The sequence below is a fragment of the Mucilaginibacter aquariorum genome, assembly GCF_024498135.1.
Classification (GTDB): Bacteria; Bacteroidota; Bacteroidia; order Sphingobacteriales; family Sphingobacteriaceae; genus Mucilaginibacter; species Mucilaginibacter aquariorum.
Genome location: NZ_JANHOH010000002.1, coordinates 250,609 through 277,232, shown reverse-complemented (window position 1 = coordinate 277,232; position 26,624 = coordinate 250,609). Strand labels below are relative to the sequence as shown.

General features: G+C 50.6%; 24 protein-coding genes. 12 read left to right on the top strand and 12 right to left on the bottom strand.

The window, feature by feature from the left end:
• Positions 1-36: 36 nt before the first annotated feature.
• The 6 genes from ftsH (at position 37) to NPE20_RS12095 (ending at position 7,833) form a co-directional block, all read left to right on the top strand.
• Positions 37-2,004: an ATP-dependent zinc metalloprotease FtsH gene (ftsH, locus tag NPE20_RS12120; protein WP_256538921.1), complete on the top strand. Its 1,968-nt coding sequence runs from the start codon at positions 37-39 to the stop codon at positions 2,002-2,004.
• Positions 1,985-3,640 carry a L,D-transpeptidase family protein gene (locus tag NPE20_RS12115; RefSeq protein WP_256538920.1) on the top strand — a complete coding sequence of 552 codons (1,656 nt, stop codon included), beginning with the start codon at positions 1,985-1,987 and terminating at the stop codon, positions 3,638-3,640. Before ftsH ends, NPE20_RS12115 begins: the two co-directional genes overlap by 20 nt.
• Positions 3,633-4,814, top strand: coding sequence for a S1C family serine protease (locus tag NPE20_RS12110; RefSeq protein WP_256538919.1), 1,182 nt, complete (start codon positions 3,633-3,635; stop codon positions 4,812-4,814). The genes NPE20_RS12115 and NPE20_RS12110 overlap by 8 nt, the downstream gene beginning before the upstream one ends.
• A 215-nt stretch (positions 4,815-5,029) precedes the next feature.
• The gene (locus NPE20_RS12105) at positions 5,030-5,689 is read left to right on the top strand and encodes a hypothetical protein (protein ID WP_256538918.1); all 660 of its coding nucleotides are present in this window, start codon (positions 5,030-5,032) and stop codon (positions 5,687-5,689) included.
• Between the two features lie 43 nt (positions 5,690-5,732).
• Positions 5,733-6,401 carry a BON domain-containing protein gene (locus NPE20_RS12100; RefSeq protein ID WP_256538917.1) on the top strand — a complete coding sequence of 223 codons (669 nt, stop codon included), beginning with the start codon at positions 5,733-5,735 and terminating at the stop codon, positions 6,399-6,401.
• Between the two features lie 61 nt (positions 6,402-6,462).
• Positions 6,463-7,833, top strand: a complete 1,371-nt coding sequence (locus tag NPE20_RS12095) for a DUF3943 domain-containing protein (protein ID WP_256538916.1) — start codon at positions 6,463-6,465, stop codon at positions 7,831-7,833.
• 19 nt (positions 7,834-7,852) lie between these two features.
• Here the strand turns inward: NPE20_RS12095 and NPE20_RS12090 are convergent, their stop codons facing one another.
• Entirely contained in the window at positions 7,853-8,356 is a 504-nt protein-coding gene (locus NPE20_RS12090) for a hypothetical protein (protein WP_256538915.1), read from the bottom strand.
• A gap of 101 nt (positions 8,357-8,457) precedes the next feature.
• The gene (locus NPE20_RS12085; RefSeq protein ID WP_256538914.1) at positions 8,458-9,312 is read right to left on the bottom strand and encodes a hypothetical protein; all 855 of its coding nucleotides are present in this window, start codon (positions 9,310-9,312) and stop codon (positions 8,458-8,460) included.
• Positions 9,313-9,478: 166 nt separating this feature from the next.
• Here NPE20_RS12085 and NPE20_RS12080 point away from each other — a divergent pair, with 166 nt between their 5' ends.
• From NPE20_RS12080 to NPE20_RS12060, 5 genes are all read left to right on the top strand, one after another.
• Positions 9,479-10,312, top strand: a complete 834-nt coding sequence (locus NPE20_RS12080; RefSeq protein WP_256538913.1) for a universal stress protein — start codon at positions 9,479-9,481, stop codon at positions 10,310-10,312.
• A 10-nt stretch (positions 10,313-10,322) separates the two neighbouring features.
• On the top strand, positions 10,323-11,189 hold the full coding sequence (locus tag NPE20_RS12075; RefSeq protein ID WP_256538912.1) for a universal stress protein: 867 nt from the start codon (positions 10,323-10,325) through the stop codon (positions 11,187-11,189).
• Positions 11,179-11,847 carry a BON domain-containing protein gene (locus NPE20_RS12070; RefSeq protein ID WP_256538911.1) on the top strand — a complete coding sequence of 223 codons (669 nt, stop codon included), beginning with the start codon at positions 11,179-11,181 and terminating at the stop codon, positions 11,845-11,847. Before NPE20_RS12075 ends, NPE20_RS12070 begins: the two co-directional genes overlap by 11 nt.
• 123 nt (positions 11,848-11,970) lie before the next feature.
• On the top strand, positions 11,971-13,020 hold the full coding sequence (locus NPE20_RS12065; protein WP_256538910.1) for a response regulator: 1,050 nt from the start codon (positions 11,971-11,973) through the stop codon (positions 13,018-13,020).
• Positions 13,021-13,108: 88 nt separating this feature from the next.
• A complete protein-coding gene (locus NPE20_RS12060) occupies positions 13,109-13,972 on the top strand; it encodes a universal stress protein (protein ID WP_256538909.1) in 864 nt (287 codons plus the stop codon).
• Between the two features lie 30 nt (positions 13,973-14,002).
• On the opposite strand, the gene NPE20_RS12055 is transcribed toward NPE20_RS12060, so the two are convergent.
• The 10 genes from NPE20_RS12055 to NPE20_RS12010 form a co-directional block, all read right to left on the bottom strand.
• Positions 14,003-15,010 (bottom strand): zinc-dependent alcohol dehydrogenase family protein, encoded by a 1,008-nt coding sequence (locus tag NPE20_RS12055; protein WP_256538908.1) that lies wholly within the window; start codon positions 15,008-15,010, stop codon positions 14,003-14,005.
• Between the two features lie 12 nt (positions 15,011-15,022).
• Positions 15,023-15,904, bottom strand: a complete 882-nt coding sequence (locus NPE20_RS12050; protein WP_256538907.1) for a universal stress protein — start codon at positions 15,902-15,904, stop codon at positions 15,023-15,025.
• 56 nt (positions 15,905-15,960) lie between these two features.
• The gene (gene mgtA / locus NPE20_RS12045) at positions 15,961-18,534 is read right to left on the bottom strand and encodes a magnesium-translocating P-type ATPase (protein WP_256538906.1); all 2,574 of its coding nucleotides are present in this window, start codon (positions 18,532-18,534) and stop codon (positions 15,961-15,963) included.
• A 15-nt stretch (positions 18,535-18,549) separates the two neighbouring features.
• A complete protein-coding gene (locus NPE20_RS12040; RefSeq protein ID WP_256538905.1) occupies positions 18,550-19,374 on the bottom strand; it encodes a universal stress protein in 825 nt (274 codons plus the stop codon).
• An 84-nt stretch (positions 19,375-19,458) separates the two neighbouring features.
• Positions 19,459-21,105 (bottom strand): alpha-glucan family phosphorylase, encoded by a 1,647-nt coding sequence (glgP, locus tag NPE20_RS12035; RefSeq protein ID WP_256538904.1) that lies wholly within the window; start codon positions 21,103-21,105, stop codon positions 19,459-19,461.
• The gene (locus NPE20_RS12030) at positions 21,098-21,274 is read right to left on the bottom strand and encodes a hypothetical protein (protein WP_256538903.1); all 177 of its coding nucleotides are present in this window, start codon (positions 21,272-21,274) and stop codon (positions 21,098-21,100) included. The genes glgP and NPE20_RS12030 overlap by 8 nt, the downstream gene beginning before the upstream one ends.
• Positions 21,275-21,311: 37 nt before the next feature.
• Positions 21,312-22,187, bottom strand: a complete 876-nt coding sequence (locus NPE20_RS12025; RefSeq protein ID WP_256538902.1) for a universal stress protein — start codon at positions 22,185-22,187, stop codon at positions 21,312-21,314.
• 76 nt (positions 22,188-22,263) lie between these two features.
• Positions 22,264-22,947, bottom strand: a complete 684-nt coding sequence (locus NPE20_RS12020; protein ID WP_256538901.1) for an ABC transporter ATP-binding protein — start codon at positions 22,945-22,947, stop codon at positions 22,264-22,266.
• A complete protein-coding gene (locus NPE20_RS12015) occupies positions 22,944-24,161 on the bottom strand; it encodes an ABC transporter permease (RefSeq protein ID WP_256538900.1) in 1,218 nt (405 codons plus the stop codon). Before NPE20_RS12015 ends, NPE20_RS12020 begins: the two co-directional genes overlap by 4 nt.
• 35 nt (positions 24,162-24,196) lie before the next feature.
• On the bottom strand, positions 24,197-24,982 hold the full coding sequence (locus NPE20_RS12010) for an efflux RND transporter periplasmic adaptor subunit (protein ID WP_354003241.1): 786 nt from the start codon (positions 24,980-24,982) through the stop codon (positions 24,197-24,199).
• A gap of 505 nt (positions 24,983-25,487) precedes the next feature.
• Here NPE20_RS12010 and NPE20_RS12005 point away from each other — a divergent pair.
• Positions 25,488-26,516 (top strand): class I fructose-bisphosphate aldolase, encoded by a 1,029-nt coding sequence (locus NPE20_RS12005; RefSeq protein WP_256538898.1) that lies wholly within the window; start codon positions 25,488-25,490, stop codon positions 26,514-26,516.
• Positions 26,517-26,624 lie beyond the last annotated feature (108 nt).

Sequence of the window (26,624 nt, the reverse complement as noted above, 5' to 3'; positions counted from 1 at the left end):
ATTTTCCTACCGGTCGGTAAAGGGTAATTTTAATTCATGAAAAAATTATGGCCCCGGAGTAGGAAAAAACCCGCCGGAAAGACTAATAAGCCGCCGATCAGCTGGGTCTGGGTATATGTGATCATTCTGTTATATGTGATCCTTTCGCCGCTTCTTTCAGGTAAAACGGTGCCAGAGACGACCTGGCAAGAATTCTCCATGAAGATGCTTTCAAGAAAGGCGGTCGAGAAACTGGAAGTCGTCAACCGTGAACGGGTCGATGTGTACCTCAAAAAGTCATTTGCCAAGGATACCGCTTTTGCAGCGGCCTTCAAGCCGGCCTTTGGCAAAGGGTTGTATTATGGTCCGCATTACACCTTTACCATCGGTTCCGTGGAAACATTTGAGCATCATCTTGACGAAGCAGAACTCAATTTTTCACCTGGAGAGCGTATTCCGGTAAGCTACCTCGTGGAAAGCAGCTGGTTGCTTAACCTGCTAAGCTGGCTAATTCCTTTTGTACTGCTTTATTTCCTTTGGAAGTATCTCATGCGCCGGGCCGGTGGCGTGGGCGGACCAGGTGGTCCATCTATATTTAATTTTGGCAAATCACCGGCCATACTGTTGGAAAAGGAAAGCAGCGAGGTGACGTTCGCAGATGTAGCCGGGCTGGAAGAAGCAAAAGTAGAGGTTCAGGAAATTGTAGACTTTCTTAAAAAGCCTAACGCGTTTACGAAATTGGGTGCAAAAATACCTAAAGGGGTGATACTGGTGGGACCGCCTGGAACGGGCAAGACCCTATTGGCCAAGGCGGTAGCCGGCGAAGCACAAGTGCCCTTCTTTTCCATATCAGGGGCAGCCTTTGTAGAGATGTTCGTCGGCGTTGGGGCTTCCCGGGTGCGTGACCTTTTTCAGCAGGCAAAAGGCAAGGCACCTTGCATCATCTTTATCGATGAGATCGATGCGATCGGTCGTTCCCGGGGCAAAGGGGCTTTATTGAACGGGTCTAATGATGAGCGCGAAAGCACACTGAATCAGTTATTGACCGAAATGGACGGATTTGGCACCAACACCGGCGTGATCGTGCTCGCTGCGACGAACCGTGCGGACATGCTGGACCCGGCACTGGTCCGGCCCGGCAGATTCGACCGCCATGTTTACCTGGAACTGCCGAACCTCGTTGAAAGGTCAGCGATATTCCGGGTACACACGGCCCCGCTTACGATGGCGGGCAACATCGATCTTAAGATACTCGCAGCGCAGACGCCCGGATTTTCGGGTGCTGACATCGCCAATATTTGCAACGAAGCCGCGTTGATCGCGGCGCGCCGAAAAGCGGCTAGCATAACCATGACGGATTTTGACGAAGCCATCGACCGGATCGTTGCCGGATTGGAAAAGAAAAGTAAGATCATCTCCGTGGAAGAAAAAAGGACGATAGCTACGCACGAAGCTGGTCATGCCATCGTGAGCTGGCTGCTTCGAACGGTTGATCCGTTGGTGAAGGTATCTATCATTCCGCGCGGTAAATCACTGGGTGCATCCTGGTACCTTCCGGAAGAAAAGCAATTGCGCAGCAAAACCGCCTTCCGGGAGCGCTTGTGTGCAACATTGGCCGGAAGAGCGGCAGAGGCCGTCACTTTCGATGATGTTTCCTCCGGCGCTTTGGACGACCTGGAAAAAGCGACCAAAGAAGCCTATAGCATGGTCGTTTATTTCGGTTTCGACGATAAACTTGGCAATGTCAGCTATTATGACTCAACAGGACAGCACGAACAATCGCTTCAAAAACCATTCAGCGAAGCGACCGGTGATCTTATTGACACGGAGGTGCGTAAGCTGCTGGCGCGCGCCTATCAGGACGCAACGCTTATTTTGGAAGAAAACAAGCCTTTACTGGAAAAACTTGCTGCCTTGTTGCTTAAAAAAGAAATTGTTGATCAGCATGACCTCGAGGAGATACTAGGTAAGCGCACGGATCATTTCAAGTATTTTGACCTGACCGATGATGGAGTATTCAATTAATATACCGTTCAAAACACGTGAACTGACAAAGATCATTTGGACGTTTCTCACCGTGTTATTATCCTTACCCGCATGCGGTCAGGAAAAAACGTCTAGCGCCATTACCACCGATACGCCGGCTCATCCCCGGCAGGAAAGTATGCGCGGAATTTTCAGTCGTCAAAACAAATTGGTACTTGACAGCGCGCTATTGCAACCTTTCTTTTCCAGCTATCCCGCATTGAGATCCTATGCTAAAGATGTGCAGGAATTTTACAAGCGCCGGAACTATGCTTATGCCTGGTTTGAAAATAGCAAACTGATCGAACAGGCATCCAACCTCGCCAACCGGATCTTGAATCTGAAATATGAAGGTCTGCATCAGCAGGCGCCTTATGCCAGGGTATTGGATTCGTTGTTGTTCACCGACGTGGGTTCAACGCGGCGGGTTAATACGGATCTTGAATTGATGCTGACCGCACAATATTTCGTTTTTGCCAGGCTGGCCTGGACAGGACAGTCAGCGTCGACCAGCCGCGCCGTTAATTGGTATCTTCCGCGAAAGCGGATCAATTACCAGCAATATCTGGATACGCTGATCGCTGCCAGAGCGGTTGATGTTAAAACGGCCGGGCCAGTCTACCGCCAATATGAACTACTGCGAACCTTTTTGGTGAAATATCATCAACTGGCCGCGACCAATTGGGCGGAGATCTCGATTAACCGTGAATTGGTAACAGGTGACTCCTCTGCTGCCATAGCCGCTGTTAAGGCCAGGCTAAGACAACTGGACGACTTTTCCGGCGACACAACGGGTGTTGTTTTTGATCAGGAACTCGCCAGCGCGATCCGACGTTTTCAGGAAAGACATGGCCTGTCAGCCCAGGGCACCCTGAACGCGGAAACTTTGAAGGAGTTGAATGTACCGCCGCAGCGACGGATCGAACAGCTGATCGTCAATATGGAACGCAGCCGCTGGCTGCCGGTTCAGCTTAGCAGCGATTATCTGGCGGTCAATATACCTGAATTCAAGCTGCATGTTTACCACGCAGATAGCCTCCTCTGGAGCTGTAAAGCGGTGGTCGGGCAAACCATGCATCAGACGACCGTATTCTATGGTGAATTACAATATATCGTTTTCAGTCCCTACTGGAACATTCCCCCGGGAATCCTCAGAAAGGAAGTTTTACCTGCCATCCGGCGGGATCCCGGCTATTTGAAAGCACATCATATGGAGGTCACCGGCCAAAAGAACGGGCTGCCTGCGATCCGGCAAAGGCCCGGTCCGGATAATCCGCTGGGACTGGTCAAGTTCGTTTTTCCTAATAGCTACAATATCTACCTGCACGATACGCCGTCAAAATCGCTGTTCGATCAGACCACCCGGGCTTTCAGTCATGGCTGCATTCGCATCAGCGAACCTGAACGGTTGGCAGCATCTTTGTTAAAAGGCTGGCACGACTGGCCCCTGGACAAGATTCGGCGCTTCATGAATGCGGGCAAAGAAAACACCGTCAAGCTGAGAGACCCTGTTCCCGTTTTCATCGCTTATTTCACGGCGTTTGTGGACCGTATGGGCAAGCTGAATTTCCGCCGGGACATCTATGACCTGGATACAAGGCTGCTGAATACATTACTGCAGAGTGAACATGAGTGACGGCGATCACGTCCATACGGACCTGGTGTCATCGTACAAAAAAAATGTTCGCCTTAGCTTTAGAAAAAAGCCGATCATGAAAAATCTTCTTATTTACGGCCTATTGCTGTTACCTGCAATTTTGAAAGCACAGGTACCGACCGACAACGGGCTGAGCGCTGCGGTAACACGTGCGTTACCGGCAGTCGTCGTCGTTCAATCATTTCTTTCAGATAGCATATTGGCTGTCAGGCCCCAGTCTCCATTGGTGAAAAACTTGCCGACTGCTGCTACGGAAACTGGCAAACTGATCGCCAGTGCCTCTGGCGTGGTACTTAGCGCAGATGGTTATGTGATGACAAACGCGCATGTTCTTGCGGGCGGGGACAGCTTGAACGTTATTCTACCCAACCGTCGCAGTTACCGTGCGGTGCTGGTCGGAACTGACGACCAGGCAGACCTGGCGTTATTAAAGATCGCTGCATCAGGCCTGGCTTTTATAGAACGCGGTGATCCTGGACTGCTGGGCATCGGTGACCAGGTATTAGCTATCGGCAACCCGCTTGAACTCACGTCGACCGTTACTGCCGGTATCCTGAGCGCCCGTTACCGCAGCATTGATGACAATCTGACGCTTTCAACAGTAAATTCTTTTCTACAAACGGACGCGGCCATCAATGAAGGGATGAGCGGCAGTGCGCTGCTAAATCGCCAGGGTCAGTTGATCGGAATGAACGCGGCCATCATTTCTCCATCCGGCACCTTTGCCGGTTACAGTTTTGCCATACCGGCGCAGTTGGTTTATAAAGCTTACCATGACCTGCTCCGTTATACCCATGTTCGGCACGGCTGCCTCGAAGGCAGCTTCAGCGACCTTAACGATGCGCAGGCGAGGCGGTTGGGTACAAGCACCGCAAACGGCGTGCTGGTTGAAAGCGTGTTAAAGAGCGGTGCTGGTTACCAGGCGGGACTGCGTAAAAATGACGTCATCACCGCAGTCGACCGGCAGCCTGTATATTTTGCGGCCCAGTTAAGAGAGATCATCGCAATCCGGGATCCCGGCGAGCAGCTTGAACTGACCGTCGAGCATTCCGGGAAAGTAACGGTGATTACTGCTGTTCTTTCAGAAAACAGGGACCGGCGGGATCTGGCTGGCAGACAGCACGCACCGAACGTGAAGCAGGTCCAGCATTGATCCGACAGCAAAAGATCGGAGCCGGGCTCTGCCGGCTCCGCAATGCATCAACAGGTGCATCTGGCTGAAACAGGACTCATGTCCATTCATCAGTTGATCAAAAGTAAGTCCCGGAACATGCCCATCCTATGCGCTCTGTCAGTTCATGAACTGATACTGATCATGGGCCTTGCCAATTAGAGCGCCTAAATTGGTCTTGATTTAAATAGGTTTTCATGAATAACATCAAACATTCGAGGAATCTCACGCTCGGCGGATCATTGACCGCCCTCGGACTGGTGATATTGCTTTTGGTCATGACCGTTGTGGGCACGGATACCCAAAAATATCTAACGGGGCAGATCAATAAGCAGCAGCAAGTACATGAACGCCTGCGCGACCTGGCCCGTTCGGTCGGTCTGCTGGATATTCTGCATCTGCGGTACCGGACCAGCGGTATGATCTTATTCCGCATCGGCTACGATCAGATAACGGACAGCGTTGACCTCCAGTTAAAGGACCTCAAGGATCTGGTCAAAAAAGATGCTGCCGGAGCAGTGCTCTGGCGGTCGGTCGTCGCCGGCATTGATACGGCGCAGCGGTACTGGCGTATGGAGGAACAACGATCGCACGTAAAGCGCCCGGCGCAATTTGCTGAGGAGGAAGAAAAGCGGCTGGATGTGGTCAGATTTGCGGTATCGGCGTTCGATGATCATACGCGCCTGCAGCTAAAAGGTCTTCAAGATCGACTGGAAAAGCTGCAGCTGCAGATGCGATCCTGGTTCATTTTGTTGCAAGCAGTTATCGCCATCATCTTACTGATCGTTAGCCTGCGCGCTGGCCTGACCAGGATCAGTGGAGCCAATGACAGCCGTCATGGTCATGCTTCTGAATAAGGTGTTCATTTGCTTTATCGTTTATTTAATTAAATAAAATCATATGAAAACAGATGTTGAAATCCAAAGAGATGTGATGGCTGAATTGAAATGGCAGCCCTTCCTTCAGGCAGCAGAAATTGGTGTTAGTGTAAAGAACGGCGTGGTGACCTTATCCGGGCAGGTCGATACTTATGCTAAAAAGCTGGCCGCTGAAAATGCTGCAAAAAAAGTGGCAGGTGTGAAGGCGATCGCCGAAGACATCCAGGTTGGCGTGTCGCCGGCTTATCGCCGAACCGATACGGAGATCGCCGAAGCGGTGGTCAACGCGTTGAAATGGCATACCGCTATTCCGGACGACCGCATTAAGGTCAAAGTGGAAGACGGTATCGTGAAGCTGGAAGGTGAGGTGGAATGGGAGTTCCAGCGCAGCAGCGCCAAGTCCGCCATTCAATACCTCAACGGTGTCCGAATGGTCAGCAACCTGATCACCGTCCGCCCGAAAATAAGTGCAGACGATCTGGAAAAAAAGATCAGTGCAGCTTTCCATCGCAGTGCGACAATCGATGCGGCCAATATCAAAGTATCAGTGACCGGGAACAAGGCCACCTTGACCGGCAAAGTCCGCTCTTTTGCGGAAAAGGATGAAGCCGCAGACGCTGTCTGGGCCGCGCCGGGCGTTTTCAGCGTGGACAACCGCCTGACCATCGAGGAACCTGAATTAGTATTTTAAAAAACTACTTCACAACCGGGGCTGCAGTTATTCGTGATAGCTGCAGCCTTACTTTTTTAAAATGCCCCGTTTATATTACTTATCCTTCTGGCTGTTGACCTGCTTCGCGGTTCAGGGCCAGCCGCGGTCCGCAGCGCTAAGTCCCGCTGCCGGTACCGCCGTGACCGATACGCCCCCGCCGCGCCGCTTCGGACGCGCCGCTTTTCAATTGGCTTTAGGGGAACTGATCCCCTGGACGGTGGATCGCTATGTACGGAACGTAGATTACGCCCGGATCTCATTTCGGACGATCGGGCACAACCTCCAGCCATCAAGCTGGACGTGGGATGACGATGCCTTCGGCACCAACCAATTCGCACATCCGTATCATGGCAGTTTATATTTTAGTGCCTTCCGATCTAACGGCTATACATTCTGGCAGTCAGCGCCGCCGACGCTTGCAGGAAGTTATGTTTGGGAGACCATGGCAGAAAAGCAATACCCCTCACCAAATGATTTTATCAATACAAGTTTTGGCGGTATTGTCCTTGGAGAAATGACTTACCGGTTGTCCAATCAGATCGTCAACAATCGCACCCGTGGCTTTAAACGACAGATCAGTGAAGTTATGGCTTTAATGGTCAATCCGATGAATGGGTTCAATCGTGTCCTCAATGGCAGGTGGGGTAAGGTCGACCGAAATACCCCTGAACGGGATTCGACCCATGTGCTGGCAGAATTTGATCTGGGCGCACGCAAATTCAGGGCCGATCACCATGGGCGTACCGGCTGGTATGGTCATGTCCGTCTAAGTTACGGCACTCCTTTTGAAAATTACCGCACCCCATTCAGCAACATTTCCGTGAACGGCGAATTTGGCAGCGACGATAGTTCCAAAGTAAATATCCTTTTTGTATATGGTTCACTGGCCGGCTGGTGGCTGAGTAAAGCAGAGCGCGATCCGCAGCTTTTGACTTTGTCGGCCAATTATGATTATGTTCATAACGAGGCCTTCTTTTACAGTGGTCAAAGTGTTAAGTTAAACTGGCTTGCGTCTTTTCGTATAAACAAATATGTCCAGCTTACATCCGGGGCCGGCGCTGGTCCTGTCTTGCTTGCGGCTGTACCCGACCCTTATCTTTTTAAAGGGCGGAATTATGACTATGGCGCAGGTGGTGGTATGTACGGCCAATTTGGCTTAAATCTATTACACCGGCTTTCCTATCACCTGAACTATCGGGGCGGGTGGATCAGGACGATCAACGGTAATGCATCTCACTATGTGTTGCAGGCCGTGACCAGCGAACTCGCTTATCGTTTTTGGGATGGGCTCGCCTTATGTTCAGAATTCGGCTATTTTCACCTGCGGGGCGATTATCAAAAATACCCGGCAGTAACTGCACGTTACCCCTATCTGCGCTTCTCCGTTCGCTATACCCTCGATTTTAACTGATCATGAATAAGACAGGGGTTCAATCACCCAGTTTGGCGGTAATTTCCCGGATACTTTGGTCGAGATCCTCCGTTGCACGAAAAAGGTGAGGTTCCGCTTCAGCGTAAGTTTCGTAAGGGAGCGCACTATGTCTGATCATATCCACGATACCCAATATATTAGCTACATGCCGCCTCAGGTGGTGTGAATTAAAATATGACAGTTCGCTTTTCTGGCTTTCAAATAATATTTGTTCCAGGCGACGTTTTTGCCTGATACTCCGGTAAAGAATCCCTCCGGTGATCGATATTAAGGCGGCCAGAACCAAACTGAATATCAGCCAAAGTTTTTCTCGCTTGAAACGCTCCTCCTTTAACAAATAGCCACTTTGCATCTCATCCAATCTGATCTGTGCAGCGATAGTATCTACGTCCGCTAAACGCATTACTTGTCGTTTGCTGATCTGCAGTGCCTCATTTAACCGTTGGATCGCGAGATCTTTCTCCTGCGATTTGATAGCGACACGTGCCAGCGTCTCATACACTGGTAAACTGATCTCCGGATGATCCAAAAGGACCGGTTCTCCGATCAATTGTTCGCCTTTTATACGAGCGGTGTCTAATTGCCCTAAGCGATAGCGTGCATTCATCTCGTTCCACTCGTCTGATACGTCGAATTGAAATAGGCGATCTTTCCGAAGCTTTTGGATCTAGACAAGACGAGTTTGTTTTGGCCCAGTAACAACTGCACCTCATACGAACTGCGCTGCTGGTAAGTATATAACCGATCATTCGGGAATCTCTGTGCGGCCAGCCGGCGGCTGTATAAAGCTAGCGAATCGACTACGCCCATAGTGAAAAAGTTCTCCGTTTTGTTGGCATAAATCATCATCTTAAACCTGGGCTCGTCTATCTGATGCTGCACCAACAAATGCGTTGCCTCATTTAAAAAATGGAGCGACTGCGTGTGCATATGATTACGATAATAAATGTCCGAAATGTTAATATCTACCAGCACCTGTAGATAGGCATCATTCAGTTGTATGGCCTCGCGACGGCTAAGCCTAAAACTGTTCACCGCATCTGCTATTTTGCCGCGCATCGTTTGAATAAAACCGAGATGCGTGAAGCAGGCATATAGCAGGCAATGGTCATCAGCTGCCGATGCCTGGCGGATGGTTGGGATCAATACGCTTTCAGCCCCATTATAGTTCTTTTGTTCCATCAGGTACATCGTCTCAACAAATCCCCTGACGGCTGTGCCGTTCATCGGCGGGAAACTAACCAACAGGTTAGCCAGCTGTCTTTTGGATGATGCCAGGTCCTTGCCAATCCTGGCCCTAAAATAATAACGGATGGTCAGTATGAGACGCTTATGTTGCGCCGGGCTATGATTTTGTTGCAGAATGGTACGTAAGCTGTCAGCGCTGATCTGATCCAGGGCAAAGATCCTAAAATTGCAAAGCAGTAGGCAACAGATGAAAATTCCTCTTTTTAGCATATCTATAATCGCTGCTAAGCTACAAGTTAAATATAAAATCCAATTGCTTAATAGTTAACACTTATTTGCCTGGGAAGGATGTGATAAAGATCAGCTTAGCCTTTGACAGGGGTCATCGGGCGCCGGATCCCGAGCCATTAAATTTGGTTATTCAACAATTAATGTCATGCAAAAGATCATTGCAGCCTTTGATGGCCTGAAATTCTCAAAAGCCACCTTAGATTATACCGTAGAGCTCGCGGTGCGCGGAAAGTCTGTGGTCACCGGCGTGTTCCTCGAAGATTTTCTTTACCATAGTTTTAACTTATTTGACATGGTCGGCAGCCAGGGTATTTCTCAAGCTAAACTGAACCATCTTTTAAAAAAAGACCAGGAAACCCGTCAGCAGGCCATCGCAGTATTCAAGGAAACCTGCGAAAGGCGGGGCATTGAACACTTGCTGCACGAGGATAAAAGTTTCGCGATAGAAGACCTGCTCAAAGAAACGATCTATGCTGACCTCACCGTCATCGGCGCAGCGGAAACGCTCAACCACTTCGAACAGGCCAAGCCAACACCGTTCGTGAAGGAATTGCTTGCCGGTGCGCAGAGCCCGGTACTGGTCCTTCCTGCAGTGCATCAGCCCATCGAGCGGGTCGTGGTGCTCTACGATGGCCACCCGTCTTCAGTCTATGCGCTCAAAATGTTCACCTACTTATTCCCCTGGACTGTCAAGTTTCCCATTGAAATAGTGTATGCCAGCGAAAGAAAGCTGGCGCTATTACCCGATGGGAATCTGATCGGTGAGTACGTGCGCTGTCATTTTGCCAAGCCAGTGGTCACACAGCTCACCGGCCAGGTTGATGAGATGCTGATCGAGCATCTAAAAAGTGCAGCAGCAGGAACGGTGGTCATCATGGGTGCCTACAGCCGCGGTGCGCTTTCGCGTATGTTCAACAGCAGCATGGCGAATAAACTGATGGAGACGTTGGACCTGCCTTTGTTTATTGCACATCACTAGCTGAAGTAGTATGAAAACGTTACTGTACGCAACTGACCTTACTGCCAGCTCAGAAAATGTGGCCTTATATGCTTACCGGCTGGCTCAAACGCTAAAAGCAAAACTGTTGATCTGCCATACCCTGAATGTACCGGCGGAGATACCGCAAACTGGCGTAGTGGCCTGGCCGCTTGGGGTCTACGAGGATATGGACCGGGATAGTCAGCGGGAACTTGCGGCATTAAAACACAAACTGCTTGCCTTCAACGCCCCAGGCGATCATGTTCCCGAGATAATTTGTGTGCAGGGAGCCGGCTTAGTAACAGAGGTGGTTAATAGAGAGGCTGTCCGGCACTACGCCGACCTGATCATCCTGGGAAGGCATGCGAATGATTGGTTTAGCACCTGGTTGATCGGCGATCATACCCGAAAACTGATCGAAACGGCAGTATGCCCGGTGTTACTGGTGCCGGGTAACTTTTCTTTCCGGCCGGTCACTAAGATCGCTTTCGGCAGCGACTTTAAACATCCGGAGCTGGAGATCACGGCTATCAGTGAACTGGTAACGCTCGCGCAAAAGCTGAAGGCGGAGGTGGTGCTTGCCCATATTGCGCAAAAAGATGAATCGCCAACGAATAGCTCGATCGTAAAGGCGGTATTAACTGATCTGGTCCGTAATTACGGTCATCAGCAGGTTAGCGTAAAAGTCGTTAAAAGTGAGCAGATCGCCCCGGGGCTCATCTGGCTGGTGCGCCAGGCACATATTGATCTGCTGGCCATGGTCCACAGCCGGCACAGCTTTCTGGGAGAACTGTTCCATCATAGCTATTCACAGGAGGTCGCCGGTCACACACCGGTCCCTTTGTTAATATTCAATTCCCATCAAAATGAAAAATGACCTAACCATTCAGAATGACGTGCTCGATGAGTTGCGTTGGAAGCCCTGCTTGGATCCCGGCAGGGTCGGCGTCGCCGTCAAAGACGGTATTGTAACCTTGTCCGGACAGGTAGATACCTATTCGCAGAAGTTAGCGGCCTTTTCAGCGGCAAAAAAAGTCAAAGGTGTCAAAGCGGTTGCGGGCGATATACAAGTTGGTCCCTCGGCCTTTCATCAGAAAACAGATACGGAGATCGCCGGTGCTATCCTTCAGGCGCTTCGCGGGCAGTCCGCAGTAGACGAGGAAAAGATCAAGATCAAAGTAGAGGATGGCGTCGCCAAATTAGTGGGTGAAGTGGAATGGAACTATCAGCGGATCATCGCACAAACGGCTGTTCAGCACATCAGCGGTCTGAAGATGCTGTTAAATGAGATCACTGTTAAACCCGCGTTGACCGCTCAAAAGCTGGAGCAGCAGATCAGCGACGCCTTTGAGCGTCATGCCTTGCTCGATGCCAAAAAGATAACAGCCCAGGTTATAGAAGGCGTGGTTACCTTACGAGGCACCGTCAGGTCATTTACGGAATTGGAGGATGCGGAAGCAGCGGCCTGGGCGGCACCAGGCATAACCCTCGTCAAAAATCAGCTGGATGTCCAGGAGCCTGATTTTATCTTTTGATCTGCGGGGGCTGTGAAATGTGATGAAGGTCATACAAATGCATGACCGCCATACTGGTTGACCGCTTACGTCTTTAGAGATATTTGTGATAGACATCATTGACAATCAGTAAATTAGTAAATCATGAAAAAGATCCTTATCATCGAAGACAACAGCGATATCCGTGAGGGCACCGCTGAGATCCTGGAGTTGAGCGGCTACCAGGTACTTAAGGCCGTCAACGGTAAGACCGGCGTAGACCTCGCGCTCAGCCAGCGGCCTGATCTGATCTTATGTGATATCATGATGCCTGAACTGGATGGCTACGGCGTGCTTTACCTCTTAAGCAAAAGCCCGGACTCATCCGCCATCCCATTCATTTTTCTCACGGCTAAAGCGGAGCGGCTGGACCTGCGCAAAGGGATGGAAATGGGTGCCGATGACTACCTGACCAAACCTTTTGATGGCATGGAGTTACTGCATGCCATCGAATGCCGCTTGCAAAAACAAGAGAAGCTCGCCAGTTATTACAGCCGCTCCTTATTCAATCTGGAAACGCTGGCTTCCGGGCATCTTCGCGGCACAGCCGAACTAAAAGCACTTATTGCCGGCCGGAAAATAAGGCAGATCAAAAAGAAACAGGTCTTGTATTACGAAGGGGACGAGCCGCAAGGCATCTATCTCGTGCTGGAAGGCGGAATTAAAACTTTTAAACTTACCGAAGACGGCCGCGAGCTGATGACCGGCCTCTACAAACCAGAGGATTACGTCGGTATCAACGGTCTGTTGGTAGCTGATGTGCAGGCGGAAACAGCTCAAGCGCTGGAGGATTCAGCGGTATGCCTTTTACCTAAAGAAATGATCATGAATCTGCTGACCCGTTACCCGGACATTAGTCAGCAGTTTTTGAAAATATTGGCTAATGATATCCGGGAAAAAGAAGACCAGTTATTGCAATTCGCTTACCAGTCAGTCCGTAAAAGAATGTCGCAGGTGTTGCTTCGGCTGCAGACGCAGTTTGCGCCCGCGGAAGAATTCAATATCTCCCGGGATGAGCTGGCTGCTATGGCCGGCATGGCAACAGAGACGGTCAGCCGGACCCTGACGGATTTTAAAGATGAAGGATTGATCGGACGGCAGGGCAGCGGGATCCGCATCCTTGACGGCGCGCGACTTCAGAAAATGAAGAACTGATCTGCTTGCTGTCAGTCCTGACGCTGACCGCGGTCATGTTTTATCTGCTGCATAGCTTCGATATTTAAGTTCATCAATCAGTAGAATTATGAAAAAGATCTTAGTACTCACGGACTTCAGCGAGAATGCCAGACAGGCGGCTGAAGCGGCCGTAACCATTGCCGGTAAATTGCATGCCAACATCATTTTATTCAACACTTACGTCAGCGAACCGGTCATCTCGGAATACGGCGGTGCCCCCTGGCCCATCGAACAACTGATGTGGGCTGACGAAGGCAAGGAAAAATTAAAATTCCTTAAAGAAGACCTGCAGGAACTGGCCAGCCAGCTGCCAACAGGGGACCATCACCCCAGCATTGATGATCGCCATGACCTGGGTAGTGTGGGTAGCCAGGTGAAGAACCTGTTGAAACTCGAGAACATCGAGATGATCGTCATGGGGGCACGTACCGGTAAAGCCTGGGAACACCTGCTGATGGGCAGCGACACTTCTGCTGTGATCGAACATACCGACCGCCCGGTGCTGATCATTCCTCCAAGCCATCCATTAAATGCGTTGCGTAAGGTCACCCTGGCGACAGACTTTGACCAGGCAGATCAAAAAGCGGTACATTATCTGACCCGCATCGGACGACTGTTTGGCTTCAGCCTGGACATCGTACATGTTTCGCTATGGGGCGAAAAGCCTTTGAGCGAAGAGTTGAAAGCTTCTTTTAAACACCAGGTGGCCCGTTATCATTTCCAGGATATCAGCTACCACGAAGTCGGTGGAAAAGAATTGGTTGATCGCCTGAACCGCTTATGCGCTATTAACAACAGTGACCTGCTGGTACTGGTGCATGATCGTCATAACTGGTTAAACCGTCTTTTTAAACAGAATCAGGCGCAAACATTGCTGGATAAACAAGACCTTCCGGTACTGATCATTCCGGCAGGGATAGCCGCTGAATAGACGAATCGGGCGGCAGTCCGGTGACTGCCGCTAATGACCGTTAATCAGCAACACAGCAGCGCCCTGTAGTTGTCCGCTGCGCAATTGACGCAAGGCCTCATTCGCCTGGCTTAAAGGAAATGTGGTGGTTTGCGTTTTAACCGGCGATAACGCGAGTTGCTGTAAAAACGCCTTAGCGTCTTCGCGGCTGAGGTTCGCCACTGACTGGACCGAGCGCTCCTCCCAAAGCAGCGCATAGGGAAAGCTGGGTATATCACTCATGTGAATGCCCCCGCAGATCACCTGTCCGGCCTTATCAACGTCCTTTAATGCTTTGGGGATAAGTTCACCTGCAGGAGCCAGGATGATCGCTGCATCCAGCCGTTCGGGTGCTTTATCCAGACTGCCGCCGGCCCAGCCGGCACCCATCCTGATCGCGAACAACTGAGCCGCTGTATCCCCTTCACGCGTGAAGGCAAATAGCTGCTTTCCCTGCGCTTTGGCGATCTGCGTCAAAATGTGTGCGGCGGCCCCAAAACCATAGAGCCCGATCCTGGTTGCTTCCGGGCGGATCATCCGGTAGGACCTGAACCCGATCAGGCCGGCGCATAAGAGCGGTGCGGCGGTGGCCTCCTGGTAACCCGCTGGCATCAGAAAACAAAACCGCGCATCTGCAACCATAAATTCAGCATAACCGCCATCGAGGGTGTAGCCGGTGAACTTCGCTTTTTCACAGAGGTTCTCCCGGCCGGCGAGGCAATACCGGCAGGCACCGCAGGTGTAGCCCAGCCATGGGACACCCACAATGTCGCCAGTACAGAAGCCCGTGACACTGACGCCTAAAGCCGTAATGCGGGCGATCACTTCGTGACCCGGGATCAGCGGCAGCTTGGCGGCTGTCAGTTCTCCATCGACGATATGCAGGTCGGTACGGCAAACGCCGCAGGCGATCACCCGTAATTGCAGCTCGCCCGGTCCCGGTTGCGGAATAGCAACTTTCCGATACATCAGTGGCTGCCCCGGCCGCTCCAGCATCATCGCATTCATTTCACCTTTCATAGCATACATCATTTAAAAGCAAACACCATGGGCATCAGGTGGAAAAACCAACAAAGGGATCCGAATGTGCCTGGCCAATCGCTGTGTATGACTTCCCTTAAAGATCTTTTCAAAGAAGGGATGCGGACGATGTACCATGGCGAGGAGGTCGATCTGCCCATGCTCAGACAGCCAATCCAGACCATGGTCAACATCCATGCTTTTGATATGCCGGTAATAGATCTGCCCATAGTTGGCTTGATCCGTCACTCCGCTCATGAACTCGTTTACCTGGTGCTGCCGTGCCACTGTATCATACTTATCATCGGTTATATGTGCGATCAGGATCTCTGCATTAAAGGGCCTGGCGAGGCTCGCCAGGGAATGAATGATCTGAATGTCTCCTTTACTGAGATCAGTGGCGAAGGCGATCTTTTTCAACTGTTTCGTTACCGGCAGATCAGGCACCAGCAGGACAGGAAAGGTAGCTTTATCGATCAGTTCCCGGCTACTACTGCCTATCAACAGGCGCTGGAGGTTTCCCGCGCCTGACATGCCCATAACGACCAGCGGTGAACGGTAATGGTCAACCAGGTTTCGGGTCATGACGGTAACCTCGCCAAGTTCGGCCGTGCCGGTGATACGGCTGATATAGTTACGCGGCGATACCGAAGCGATCGTTTCCAGTTCCAATTGGTGACGCAGGTTATCCAGTTCCAGAACACAATCCCGTTTAACCTGTTCGTAATCATTCAATGGCCATGCGGTTTGCGCCGCCGCGCGTGCCTCCGCTGGTACTTTAAATGCATGGATAAGCTGGATATCGGCCTGCAGGTGTTGGGCCAGGAATAAACCGTAACGCGCCGCATTTGCCGCAGCTGCCGAAAAATCAGTAGGGATCAGAATGGTTTTCATTGCAATTGTTTTGGCTTAAAAGTCCAAAAATGAACGCGGTGATACTGTGATGGGCATCACGTAGACAAGTGAGACTCGGCAACGGTGTGCTTTTTTCGGAGCGAAAGCGCCAGCAGCTTCCGGTAAAACCAGTGCTTGACCAATTCAGCGGTGAGTATATAGGCAACGATCAGCACCGCCAGCCAGCCGTATAAGGCTGGCGGTAATACAGCGAATCCGAACCAGCGTGCCAGCGGGGAGGCGGGGATCAGACAGACCGCCAGGATGACCGCCAGACTTGCCGCCAGCAAGGCATTTCCCGGTAGGCTCCTAAAAAATGCCTGACGGGTGCGTACAACCAGCACGATGACGACCGCTGATATCACGGATTCGGTAAACCAGCCGGTTTGAAATGTCCGCTCGTTGGCATGAAAAATGAGTATCAGGCAACCAAAAGTTAGATAGTCAAATACAGAACTCAGCAGGCCGAAGGTGACCATGAATTTACGGATGAAAACCATATCCCAACGTTGTGGCAAAGCGAGCTGGCTCTGCTCAACCTTGTCACTGGCGATGGCCATTTCCGGAAAATCGGTGAGCAGGTTCGTCAACAACACCTGTTTCGGCAACAGTGGCAGAAAAGGAAGAAACAGCGAGGCACCCGCCATGCTGAACATGTTTCCGAAGTTGGCGCTGGTGGCCATGAACACATATTTCATCGTATTGGCAAATGTTTTACGGCCTTCTATAATGCCGTTCGCCAGGACTTGCAGTTCACTGTCGAGCAGCACAATGTCAGCGGCTTCTTTGGCCACATCAACCGCCGTATTTACAGAGATCCCGACATCGGCCGCGTGCAGGGCCGGGGCGTCATTGATGCCATCACCCATAAAGCCAACCACATGACCTGCCTTCTTCAACAGCAGAATGATTCTTTCTTTCTGGTTGGGCTCTACTTCGGCAAAAATGTCCGTGCGCGGGGCAGCATGCGCTAAGGCGGATGGGCTCATTTGGCGCATTGCTCCCCCCGTCAATATCCTGGGCGCTGTCATTTCCAGTAAGCCGGCAAGATGCTGCGCCACCAGCGCATTGTCGCCAGTGATGATTTTCAGCCGGACACCCGACTCCTGCAAACGGAGCAGCGTAGCGGCGCTGTCGGGTTTTGGCGGATCGAACAGGGTAATAAATCCCTGAAAAATCATCCCTGATTCGTCTTGCCGGTTGATCTTGTGCTTATCCGGGATGTCCTTCACGGCCAGCGCCAGCGTTCGGTAACCGCTGCGACTCAGCACTTCATAACGGTCAATTAGCCCTTGTTTACGCTCAGCGGTGAGGGGCTGTACCTGCCCCTTAATTGTTAAGTCGGTACAAATTGCCAGCACCGATGAAAAAGCCCCTTTCGTGATCAGCCGGGAACGGCCAGACTCTTCTACCTGAATGCTTAATCGCTTGCGGGAAAAATCATAGGGGATCTCTGCCGTCGCATCAGGTAAGGCATCCGTTCCGCGGTAAGCCTCGCAGATGGCCTGGTCGATCGGATTATGGAACCCTCGTTGCAGGGACGCGTTCAGCCAGGCATCGCGCAACACGCTTGGACTGACGTTTCCTTCACAATCGAGCGCGTCTTTGACCACCACCTTCCCTACAGTGATGGTGCCGGTCTTGTCCGTACAGAGTATATTCATACTCCCGAAATTCTCAATGGCCGACAGCCTTTTAACGATCACTTGCATGCCGGCCATCTTTCTCGCGCCTGCCGCCAGATTTACACTGATAATGGCCGGGAGCAGCTGGGGCGTAAGGCCGACCGCAAGTGCCAGTGAAAATAGAAAAGAATCCAGGACGGGTTTATGCAGCCAGACATTCAGGGCGAAAATGATGATGACCAGCAACAAGGTCAACTCCATTAACAAATAGCCGAACTTGCGGATCCCCAGTTCGAAATCGGTCTCCGGTGGATCATTGCTCAGGCTGGATGATAACTTACCGAATTCTGTAGCTATGCCGGTAGCGACAACAAGCGCGCTTGCCGTTCCGCTGACCACGTGACTGCCCATGAACAAGGCGTTGGTCCTTTTAGCCAGCGGCGTAGCTGCCGCCAGGGGTAAGTTGTATTTTTCAACCGGAAATGATTCACCTGTGAATGCCGCTTCATCGACATATAAGGCTGTCATGGTCAGCACCAGGCAATCCCCTGGTATCATATCACCGGCGGACAGTTCAACGATATCACCCGGAACGACTGCCTTTATCGGTAAATTGACATTACGGCCATCCCTGCATACGGAACAATTCAACTGTACCAGCTCCAGCAAATGTTTTACCGCCCTGTCTGCACCCTTCTCCTGCCAGAAACCAAGCCAACCGCTAATCAGCACGATCCCGCAAATGATAATGGCGTCAGCCGTATCGCCCAGACCTGCTGCCATTATCGATGCCACGACGAGCAGGATAGTAACGGGGCTTTTAAATTGCCTTAGGAACAAGACGAATGCCTGGCTCGTCCTGTTGGAAGTCACCGTGTTCTCGCCATATTTCCGAAGCCGCTGCCGGGCTTCCGGAGTGGAAAGACCGGCAGCTCTCGTGTTTAGCTGTTTGAATGCTGCCGCGGCGTCAAGCGTCCAGAAAGGTGTTTCCTTGTGTGTTTGCATCGACATCGCCAACCATTACATGGGAAATAGCAGCAGCGGCACTCCGATGGCTGGAGGAAACTGGTCGGTCAGCCGGTTGCCGATGAGTTGTTCAAAATGGAACCGGTGATTGATCAGTGCAATCAGGTCCGTATGCAGACCATTGATCAATATGTCTACCGCGCGATGAATATCGGGCTCCCGAATGTTATTAAAAGACAGCGAACAGGGCGGAAGTTGTCTTGCAACGTCCGCGAAAAGCTGAACCCCATAACTTTCAACAATAGGTACCAGCCCTTCTTTGCTGAAATGCGCCAGGGACAGGCTGGCCCGGGATGCCGTTGCCCAGCGGGCCAGGTAACGCATGATATTGAGCCGGCAATACCTGAGGTCGGCCATATAGGTCATACGGTGAATCCCTTCACCATCCCAGCGTTCCGGCATCAGCAGCAACGGACAGTGCAGCCGGTTAAGCAAGCTTTGGTAATCGAGCGTCTCCTGCCCTGGCGGCATTTTACCGCAACCACGAACGATCAGCCAGCAGCCCGCTTTCTGCGCGAAGCTGGCAACAGCCGGAGCATCTGCCTGCGGTAGCTCGACCATGGAGATCGCCGGTTGAAAGCCGTCCTGCGATTGACTGAGCCGCTGAAACAGGTGGTAGAACCGCTCCGGTTTCCGTTCAGCAGCCTCAGCCGATCCGCCTCGTGAGCCGGCCAGTACTTTGACAGGGAGCGCCTTGAGCTGCGGGTAGGTTTGGACGATGAGGATCTCGGCCTGCATGTCTCGCGCGATCTGCAGCGTTAACTTTGCAGCGGATAGCACGGCTGTTGAACCGTCGTTAATGAGGAGGATCGTTTTCATATTTTTGCTTGCGTCGTTTTTATAAAGTTCGCAGATCGCTTGGTGCAAAAACATGATCCGGGTCATCGGGACGCATGCGTCTGCTCATGCATACAGTTCCTGGTAATATTGCTGAGCCAGGCGATCGCTTCCGAAAGCTGTTCTGACATCCCCGTAAGCGGCAAGGGCGACCCGGAACCATTCCTCCGGCTGTTCATAATACAGGGGTAATACCTTTTCCGTGAGTATCTGCAACAGGGCTTTGTTTTCCAGTTCATCCTTTTGGGCATCCTGTAATGTTTGCGGGGCCGTCGGGATCAAAAAGCAGTTAACGAGGTCCCGAGCAAACTCAGGCACCCAGCCATCGGGGATTGTTAGGTTCACCGTTCCGTTCATGGCCGCGGTCATTCCACTTGTTCCGGAGGCTTCATGATACAGGCGTGGTGTGTTCAGCCAAACATCAGCGCCTTTCTTTAACAATGACGACAGCCGTAATTCATACCCGGTCAGTACGGCACAATTGGAGAAACCGAAGCTACGGTTGATCAACTGGTTAAATTCCCCGGTACCATAAGCATCACCCGGATAGGGCTTCCCGGCCCAGATCAACTGCACCGGAAATTTAACCTGTGTAACGAGGTTAACAAACGCCGACCATTCTGCCATCAGCAATCCGCTGCGTTTATACCCGGCGAACCGCCGTGCCCAAACGATCGTAAGTATGTCGTCGCGGAATAATTTGCCGCATTGGTCCGCGACGACCTGGAAGAGTTCGTGCTTCAATGCCTGCTTGCGGCGCCAGAACGCTTCGCGGTCGCTCGCTACCAGGTGCTGGCTTAACAGAATGTCCGACCAATGGTCATGGTTTTGCGCGTTGGTGATCGCTATGATGGGACAGATCCCGGCGTTACCGCCCCACATCTGCTGTGCAGTAAGTGCATGAAGTTTAGAAACACCGTTGGCCTTTCGTGCGAACTTCAGCGCCGTCAGCGTGTAGTTGAACTGCTCCCCGCTGAGCGAAAGCAACGCTTTGACCGCTGTTTCCGTCAGGTGGTAAAAAAAGGACATCGTGTCCAGTAATGCAAAACTATGTGCTTCATTTCCGGCCATCTCCGGTGTGTGGGTGGTAAATACAACCCGTTTCTTTACCTCCGCCAGATCTTTGAACTTGTCATACAGATAAAAGTTAAGGGCTACGGCATGTCCCTCGTTGAGGTGGTAAACCTCCGGTGTAAGCGCCAATAAATCGAGCATCTTAGCGCCGCCAATGCCTAAAACGATGTTTTGTGCAATGCGCGTCGCCTCGTTCGACTCATACAGCCGGTGCGTGATGGACCGGGAAAGCTCGTCGTTCTCGGGTATATCGGTGGTCAGCAAAAACAGCGGCGCGCAACCGAATGTCGCCGGCGGTAACAGGTAAACCTTGACGTGTACCGGAGACTGATGGACGATGACGCTGAAAGTAAGATCTATATCTGTTAGGAACGAATAATTTTTTTCGATGAAAGCAGCGGTCATGTGGTTGGTCGTGTCCCGCAATTGGTCATAATAACCGTATTTCCAAAGTAAGCCGACAGCAACGAAGTCTTGCTGCAGGTGATAAGCGCTGCGCAAGTGCGAACCCGCCAGAAAGCCAAGCCCGCCCGCATAGATCTTAAGCGATTGATCGATCGCATATTCCATGGAGAAATAGGCGACCGCTGTCCGGTAAGGCTCCGCAGGCATATAGCCAAATAATTCCTGTTTATTCATGAGCTTCAGCTTTAGCGTTCCGCTTATTGAGTTCCATCTGCAGTTTTTGCGGCATAGGCCGGCAGCCGCAGTTTTCCTGATGGGCCAGGTGCCAGCTGATGCGTTGTTCAAGTGTTGCGTGCTTGGGCATAACGTGAGCCTCATGCCAGGCTTTATTGAATCTTTTCATCGATAAGTATTTTTGATGTGTCCACTTTTTCAATCTTTCAGCGCGGCTGTTCGGAAGGAGCCGCGACATCGGTAAAATTGGCCGGAAAGACGAGTATAGGCAGTTGTAAGTGATGCAGTGCTTTGAACGTATGACTACTGCCCAACAAACGACTGAAGAAATCATGATGGTAATTGATCATTGCCAGCACATCCGCTTTTTTATCGGCACAAAAGCGATGCAGGCGTTCCTGGATATTTTTACCGTGCAGGTCGTGACATTGGTAGTTATCGAACTCGAGGTTATTTAAGAAAAATTCAAAAATCTGCCTTTGTTGACCGTTAAGGGCGGCTACCTCGCCATTCGTCTGGACATGGACGACATCCAGCCGGCCGTCGACCTTCATAGCCCATTTACTCAAATAGCGAAGGACACTCAGATCTTCTGAACGGTAATCGGTTGCAAGTACGAAGTTGCTAATGGCTTTTACCGGCATACACATCGGTATGACCAGAACAGGCCTTTCGGACGACCGGATCACCGTACGCGTTTCACTGCCGGTCAGTAAATGATCAGCGACGCTGCTTTCAGGTGCGCCCATCACGATCAGTTCGATGGGCGAGTCCTGAAGCAGTTGTTTAACGTTACTGCCCAGGTCGCCTTCAGCAGTAAGGATGTCCATCGAAGCAGCGTCTTCCCGGCCGGCGAGCAATTTGTCCCGTAGTTCCACCAGTTGCGTGCGACTGTCTTCCGCGAAGAGGTTTTCTGTTTCTGTAACGAAGCCGCCGCCCGCGTAATTTGGAACGAACGGGATAGATTGGACGACATGATACAGCAACAGCCCGGTGTGCAGCTGCTTTGCCAGGACCTGTGCAAACGCAGCGGCGTGTACGGAATTTTCACTGAAATCAGTTAAAACAAGTATCTTTTTCATGATCTATCTGTGTTTAAACAAAGCTGGTTCACATGGAGGTAGTAAAGGATGACCGTGATCAGCAATACTGCTGATCTTACGCACCCGGCGAAACGATATGACCGTCTTTCATCTCAATAACACGGTCAGCCTGTTTGGCAAAATCAAGATCATGGGTGACCGCGAGGACGGCGATGCCTTTTTCATGTGCCAACTGATTGAAAATGTCAAAAACGAGCCTGGTGTTCCCGCTATCCAGGTTACCCGTCGGCTCGTCTGCCATGATGATCATTGGCTCATTGATCAATGCACGTGCGATGGCGATACGCTGCTGCTGCCCGCCGGAAAGCTTACTGGATAGCTGTCGGGCGAAAGGCGCCATTTCCAACTGCTGCAATTGCGCTAAAGCGCGCTCCTCTGTCTCCGCTTTTGACCAGCGCCCGAGTTTCAGCGCCGGAAGCATCACATTTTCCAAAGCGGTAAACTCCGGAAGCAAGAAATGGAACTGGAAGACAAAGCCAATATGCTGATTGCGAAACAATGCCAGTTCATTTTGTGATAACCCGGTAACCCGTTCCCCGTTGATCGTGATCGTGCCGCTATAATCAGTGTCCAGGGTGCTGAGCAGGTAAAGCAACGTCGATTTGCCGCAGCCCGACTTGCCAATAATCGGTACGAATTCACCTTTATTGATGGTAAATGAAATGTCCTGCAGTACCCGGAATTCTTCAGGTTCGTGAAAATACTTGTTAAGCTTTTCGGCAGTGAGTGCTGGTGTCATCCTCTTAATATCATTACCGGATCGATCTTCGCTGCTTTGAGTGACGGCATCAAGCCGGCAGCCAGCGGCGTCAATGAGCCGAATAGTAAACCAAAAAAATAGTGTGCCGGCTCGAAAGCGACCGGAAAGTATTTTAACGCAACATACTCGTTAGGCGGGAACGGTACACTGGACAACGCATAAGCTAAAATAAAACCCAGCAGCATGCCGCTCAGCGCACCCAGAATACCGATAAAGATCGCCTGGCTTAAAAAGATCTGCATAATATCCCGCCCCGCAAACCCTTGTGCCTTCAAAATAGCGATGTCCTTCATCTTGTTATTGATGGTCATATTCATGATATTATAGATGCCAAAGCCGGCCACGATGAGCAAGGTCACACTGACCACGTAAGTGAGTGTATCGCGCACCAGGTTTGACGTCTTTACAGAAGCATTGGCCGTTTCCCAGTCGTCGGCTTTGTAACCAAACTGGTTATGCAGCGTCTTCGCGGCCACGGCAGCACGGGCATGGTCATGCAGCTTGATGCTGATGTCAGTGATATAACTTTTGTCCTTGCCCAATAGTTGCTGTCCGTTAGCAAGGCTGACATAGCTGCGTACATTATCGATCGCGCTGATACCAATGCGAAATATGCCGACCACGCGAAAGCGCATCAACATACCATTGGGCGCTGCCAGGCTCACCAGATCGCCTAACTGAACATTAAGCTTTTGTGCCAGACCACTACCCATTAAAATGCCTTTGTCAGCGGTCAGCAATGCTTCCGGCAGACCAGTGACCATCTTGTCTTTGAGATCGAACATCCGTGACTCGTCGTCAATATTCACGCCGCTTATACTTCCGTTGATCTGGACCGGACCATAATTGTAGAATACCAGGGTAGTGACCACAGGCGAGATTTCCGCGACCAACGGATCCCGCCGCAGCCTGGATAGTAGAGCAGCGGCATTTTTTAGGTCCAGCCGGACCTGCCGCGGTTTCGGATGGGCGACGCTGACCGTTACCGGCTGTCCTTTAAAATACTCGCCGGCGATAGAGTGGCTGTAATTAGTACTGATATCATTGTAAAGGTGTATATCCGGCGTAAAAGAAAGCATGGTCCGTTCCATAAATTGGTTGACACCGATCATAAAGCTGATCATCAGGATAAACATTGCGATCCCAAAAGTAACACCCAGCATAGCGACCAGCGTCTGCTTTTTACTGGCCATTAAATGCCGTCTAGCGATGAGTAGATTGACTGACATTACTTTGGGTTCAATGGTTCAAGGATGGCGGTATGCCTGTTGGCTCCACTAATAACTTCTACGTCGTTCGTTGTTCGAATTCCGGTCTTAATGGCTCGGATAAGCACCCGCCCGTTTTCCCGAACACGGATACTATCGCCGGCCATAAGCATTGCCAGCGGGATGGTCAGGCAATTTGTTTTTCGGGCAACAATGATATTAGCCTCCACAGAGCTGTGCAGGTATGCAGGGCCATTTTGGCTGTCAAATACGGCATCCACCCTAAACGTCTGGTCCGCTTCATTCATGACCGGGTAGATCCGGCTGATCCTTGCCTGAAAGATATGCTCGCCACTGGCATCTGTTTTTAACAGTACTTGTTGCCCGGCGCTGATCTGCCTAATATCCTCCTGGTCCACTGCCAGTCGCACGAGCCGGGCCCCCGAACGGCCCAGCAAGGCCACCGGTTCGTTCATCTTGACCGCTTCTCCTTTTTCTTTGAATAGTTGATAGACCGTTCCGCGGCTTTCTGCACGGATAAAATAGTTTTCCAGATCTGCCTTGGAACCGGCTGCCGTACTTTCCGCATTTTTCATGCTAAGCTGCAGGTCGTTCAGGGTGGAAAGATATTTTTCGCGGGCCGACTTCATTTGATTATAGGAAAGTTCATATTGGGTTTGTGCGTTATCCAGGTTGACTTTTGTGCCAATATTTTGTGCCCATAAGTTTTTGTAACGGTTGTAGAGCGACGAATCGTTTCGAAATTTAAGATCAGCGTTTTCCTGCGCGATCTTCAGATCATTCAAGATCCGCGAACGGACGGAAATGTTTTCCCTGGCATTGAGCAAAACACTGGCTGCAGCTTCCATTTTTGCGGCCGGAGCTGTATGGCGTAAGATATAGAGAACCTGCCCGCGGTGAACCGAATCACCCTCCTCGTCACTAATAATAAAAAGCAAAGTACGTAAGCAGCTGCATTTTTGTTGGAATTCATAGATGGCTATAAAGTTACTCGAGGAAAGTTAAAATGAAGTTATAAAATTCCGGTATGCTAAGACACATAAAAACAGGTTAACCCTTACTCTTGCTCAAAATAATTCCGAATTAGTAAAACAAAGAAAGCGGTAAGAAAGTGAATTATAAAAGATCTTTGATAAACATTCATAAGAGCCAGGCAGATAAGGAACAGGAATAGTATCTATTTACAAAAGCCTTATTCGAAAAGAAACAAGTTAAATAAAAAACCACCAGTGATTAATGCTGTTCATTATTTGTCAGTTATTACAAATAACCCATTTTAGACAAATCCATATGGAATCATCAGATCTGAAAAAAATCGCCGAGAGTTTAATGAATAAAAACAAAGGTTTACTGGCAATGGACGAAAGTACAGGCACCTGCAATAAACGCTTTGAAGCACTGGGGATCCCGCAAACGGAAGAATACCGGCGAAAATACCGGGAATTGATAGTTACAACGCCACGCCTGGAAGAATGTATCAGCGGCGCAATACTGTTTGATGAAAACATCGATCAATCAATTGAAGATGGTACGCTGATGATAGATGTTTTAAAGAAAAAAGGAATTATACCGGGAATTAAGGTTGATGAAGGCGCTATTCCGCTTGATCGTTTTCCCGGAGAAAAAATAACAGAAGGGCTGGACGGCTTAGGTAAACGCCTGGCCGACTATTACAACAAGGGGGCACGCTTTGCCAAGTGGCGCGCAGTGATCACTATTGGCGAAGGCATCCCAACCCTAACAGCTATTAAAACCAATGCTTATAACCTGGCCCGGTATGCTGTGTTATGCCAACAGGCTGGCCTTGTACCTATTGTAGAACCAGAAGTTCTAATGGAAGGCAACCATTCGCTTCAACAATGTTCGGAGGTAACGCACCAGGTATTACATGCCGTTTTTAATGCGCTATTTGAACAGCATGTGGACTTTGAGGGAATGATATTGAAACCCAATATGATATTGCCCGGCCTTGAAAGCCCTGTTCAGGACAGTTTAGAAGCGGTAGCAGATGCAACGGTGCTGTGCTTTTTGAGATGCGTACCTGCTGCCGTACCTGGTATCGCCTTCCTGTCTGGCGGGCAATCTGAACAATTAGCTTCAGAAAGGCTCAACGCCATGCATACCAGGTTCAAAGATAAGATGCCCTGGGAACTCACATTCTCTTTTTCACGGGCTATACAGCAACCCGCGTTAGAGGCCTGGAAAGGAGACGATAAAAATGTGGCCATTGCTCAAAAACTACTTTATCACCGGGCATGGTGCAACAGCAAAGCAAGACGGGGAGAATATACGCCGGAGATGGAAAAAGAAATATCCTAATGCTTTCGTCTTTACTTATTACATCCCAGCTTTTGAGAAGCTACACTTGCGGTATTAATGCAACATCTAGGTCATTCTTCAATTCAATACTAATAATACCGTCTTAAC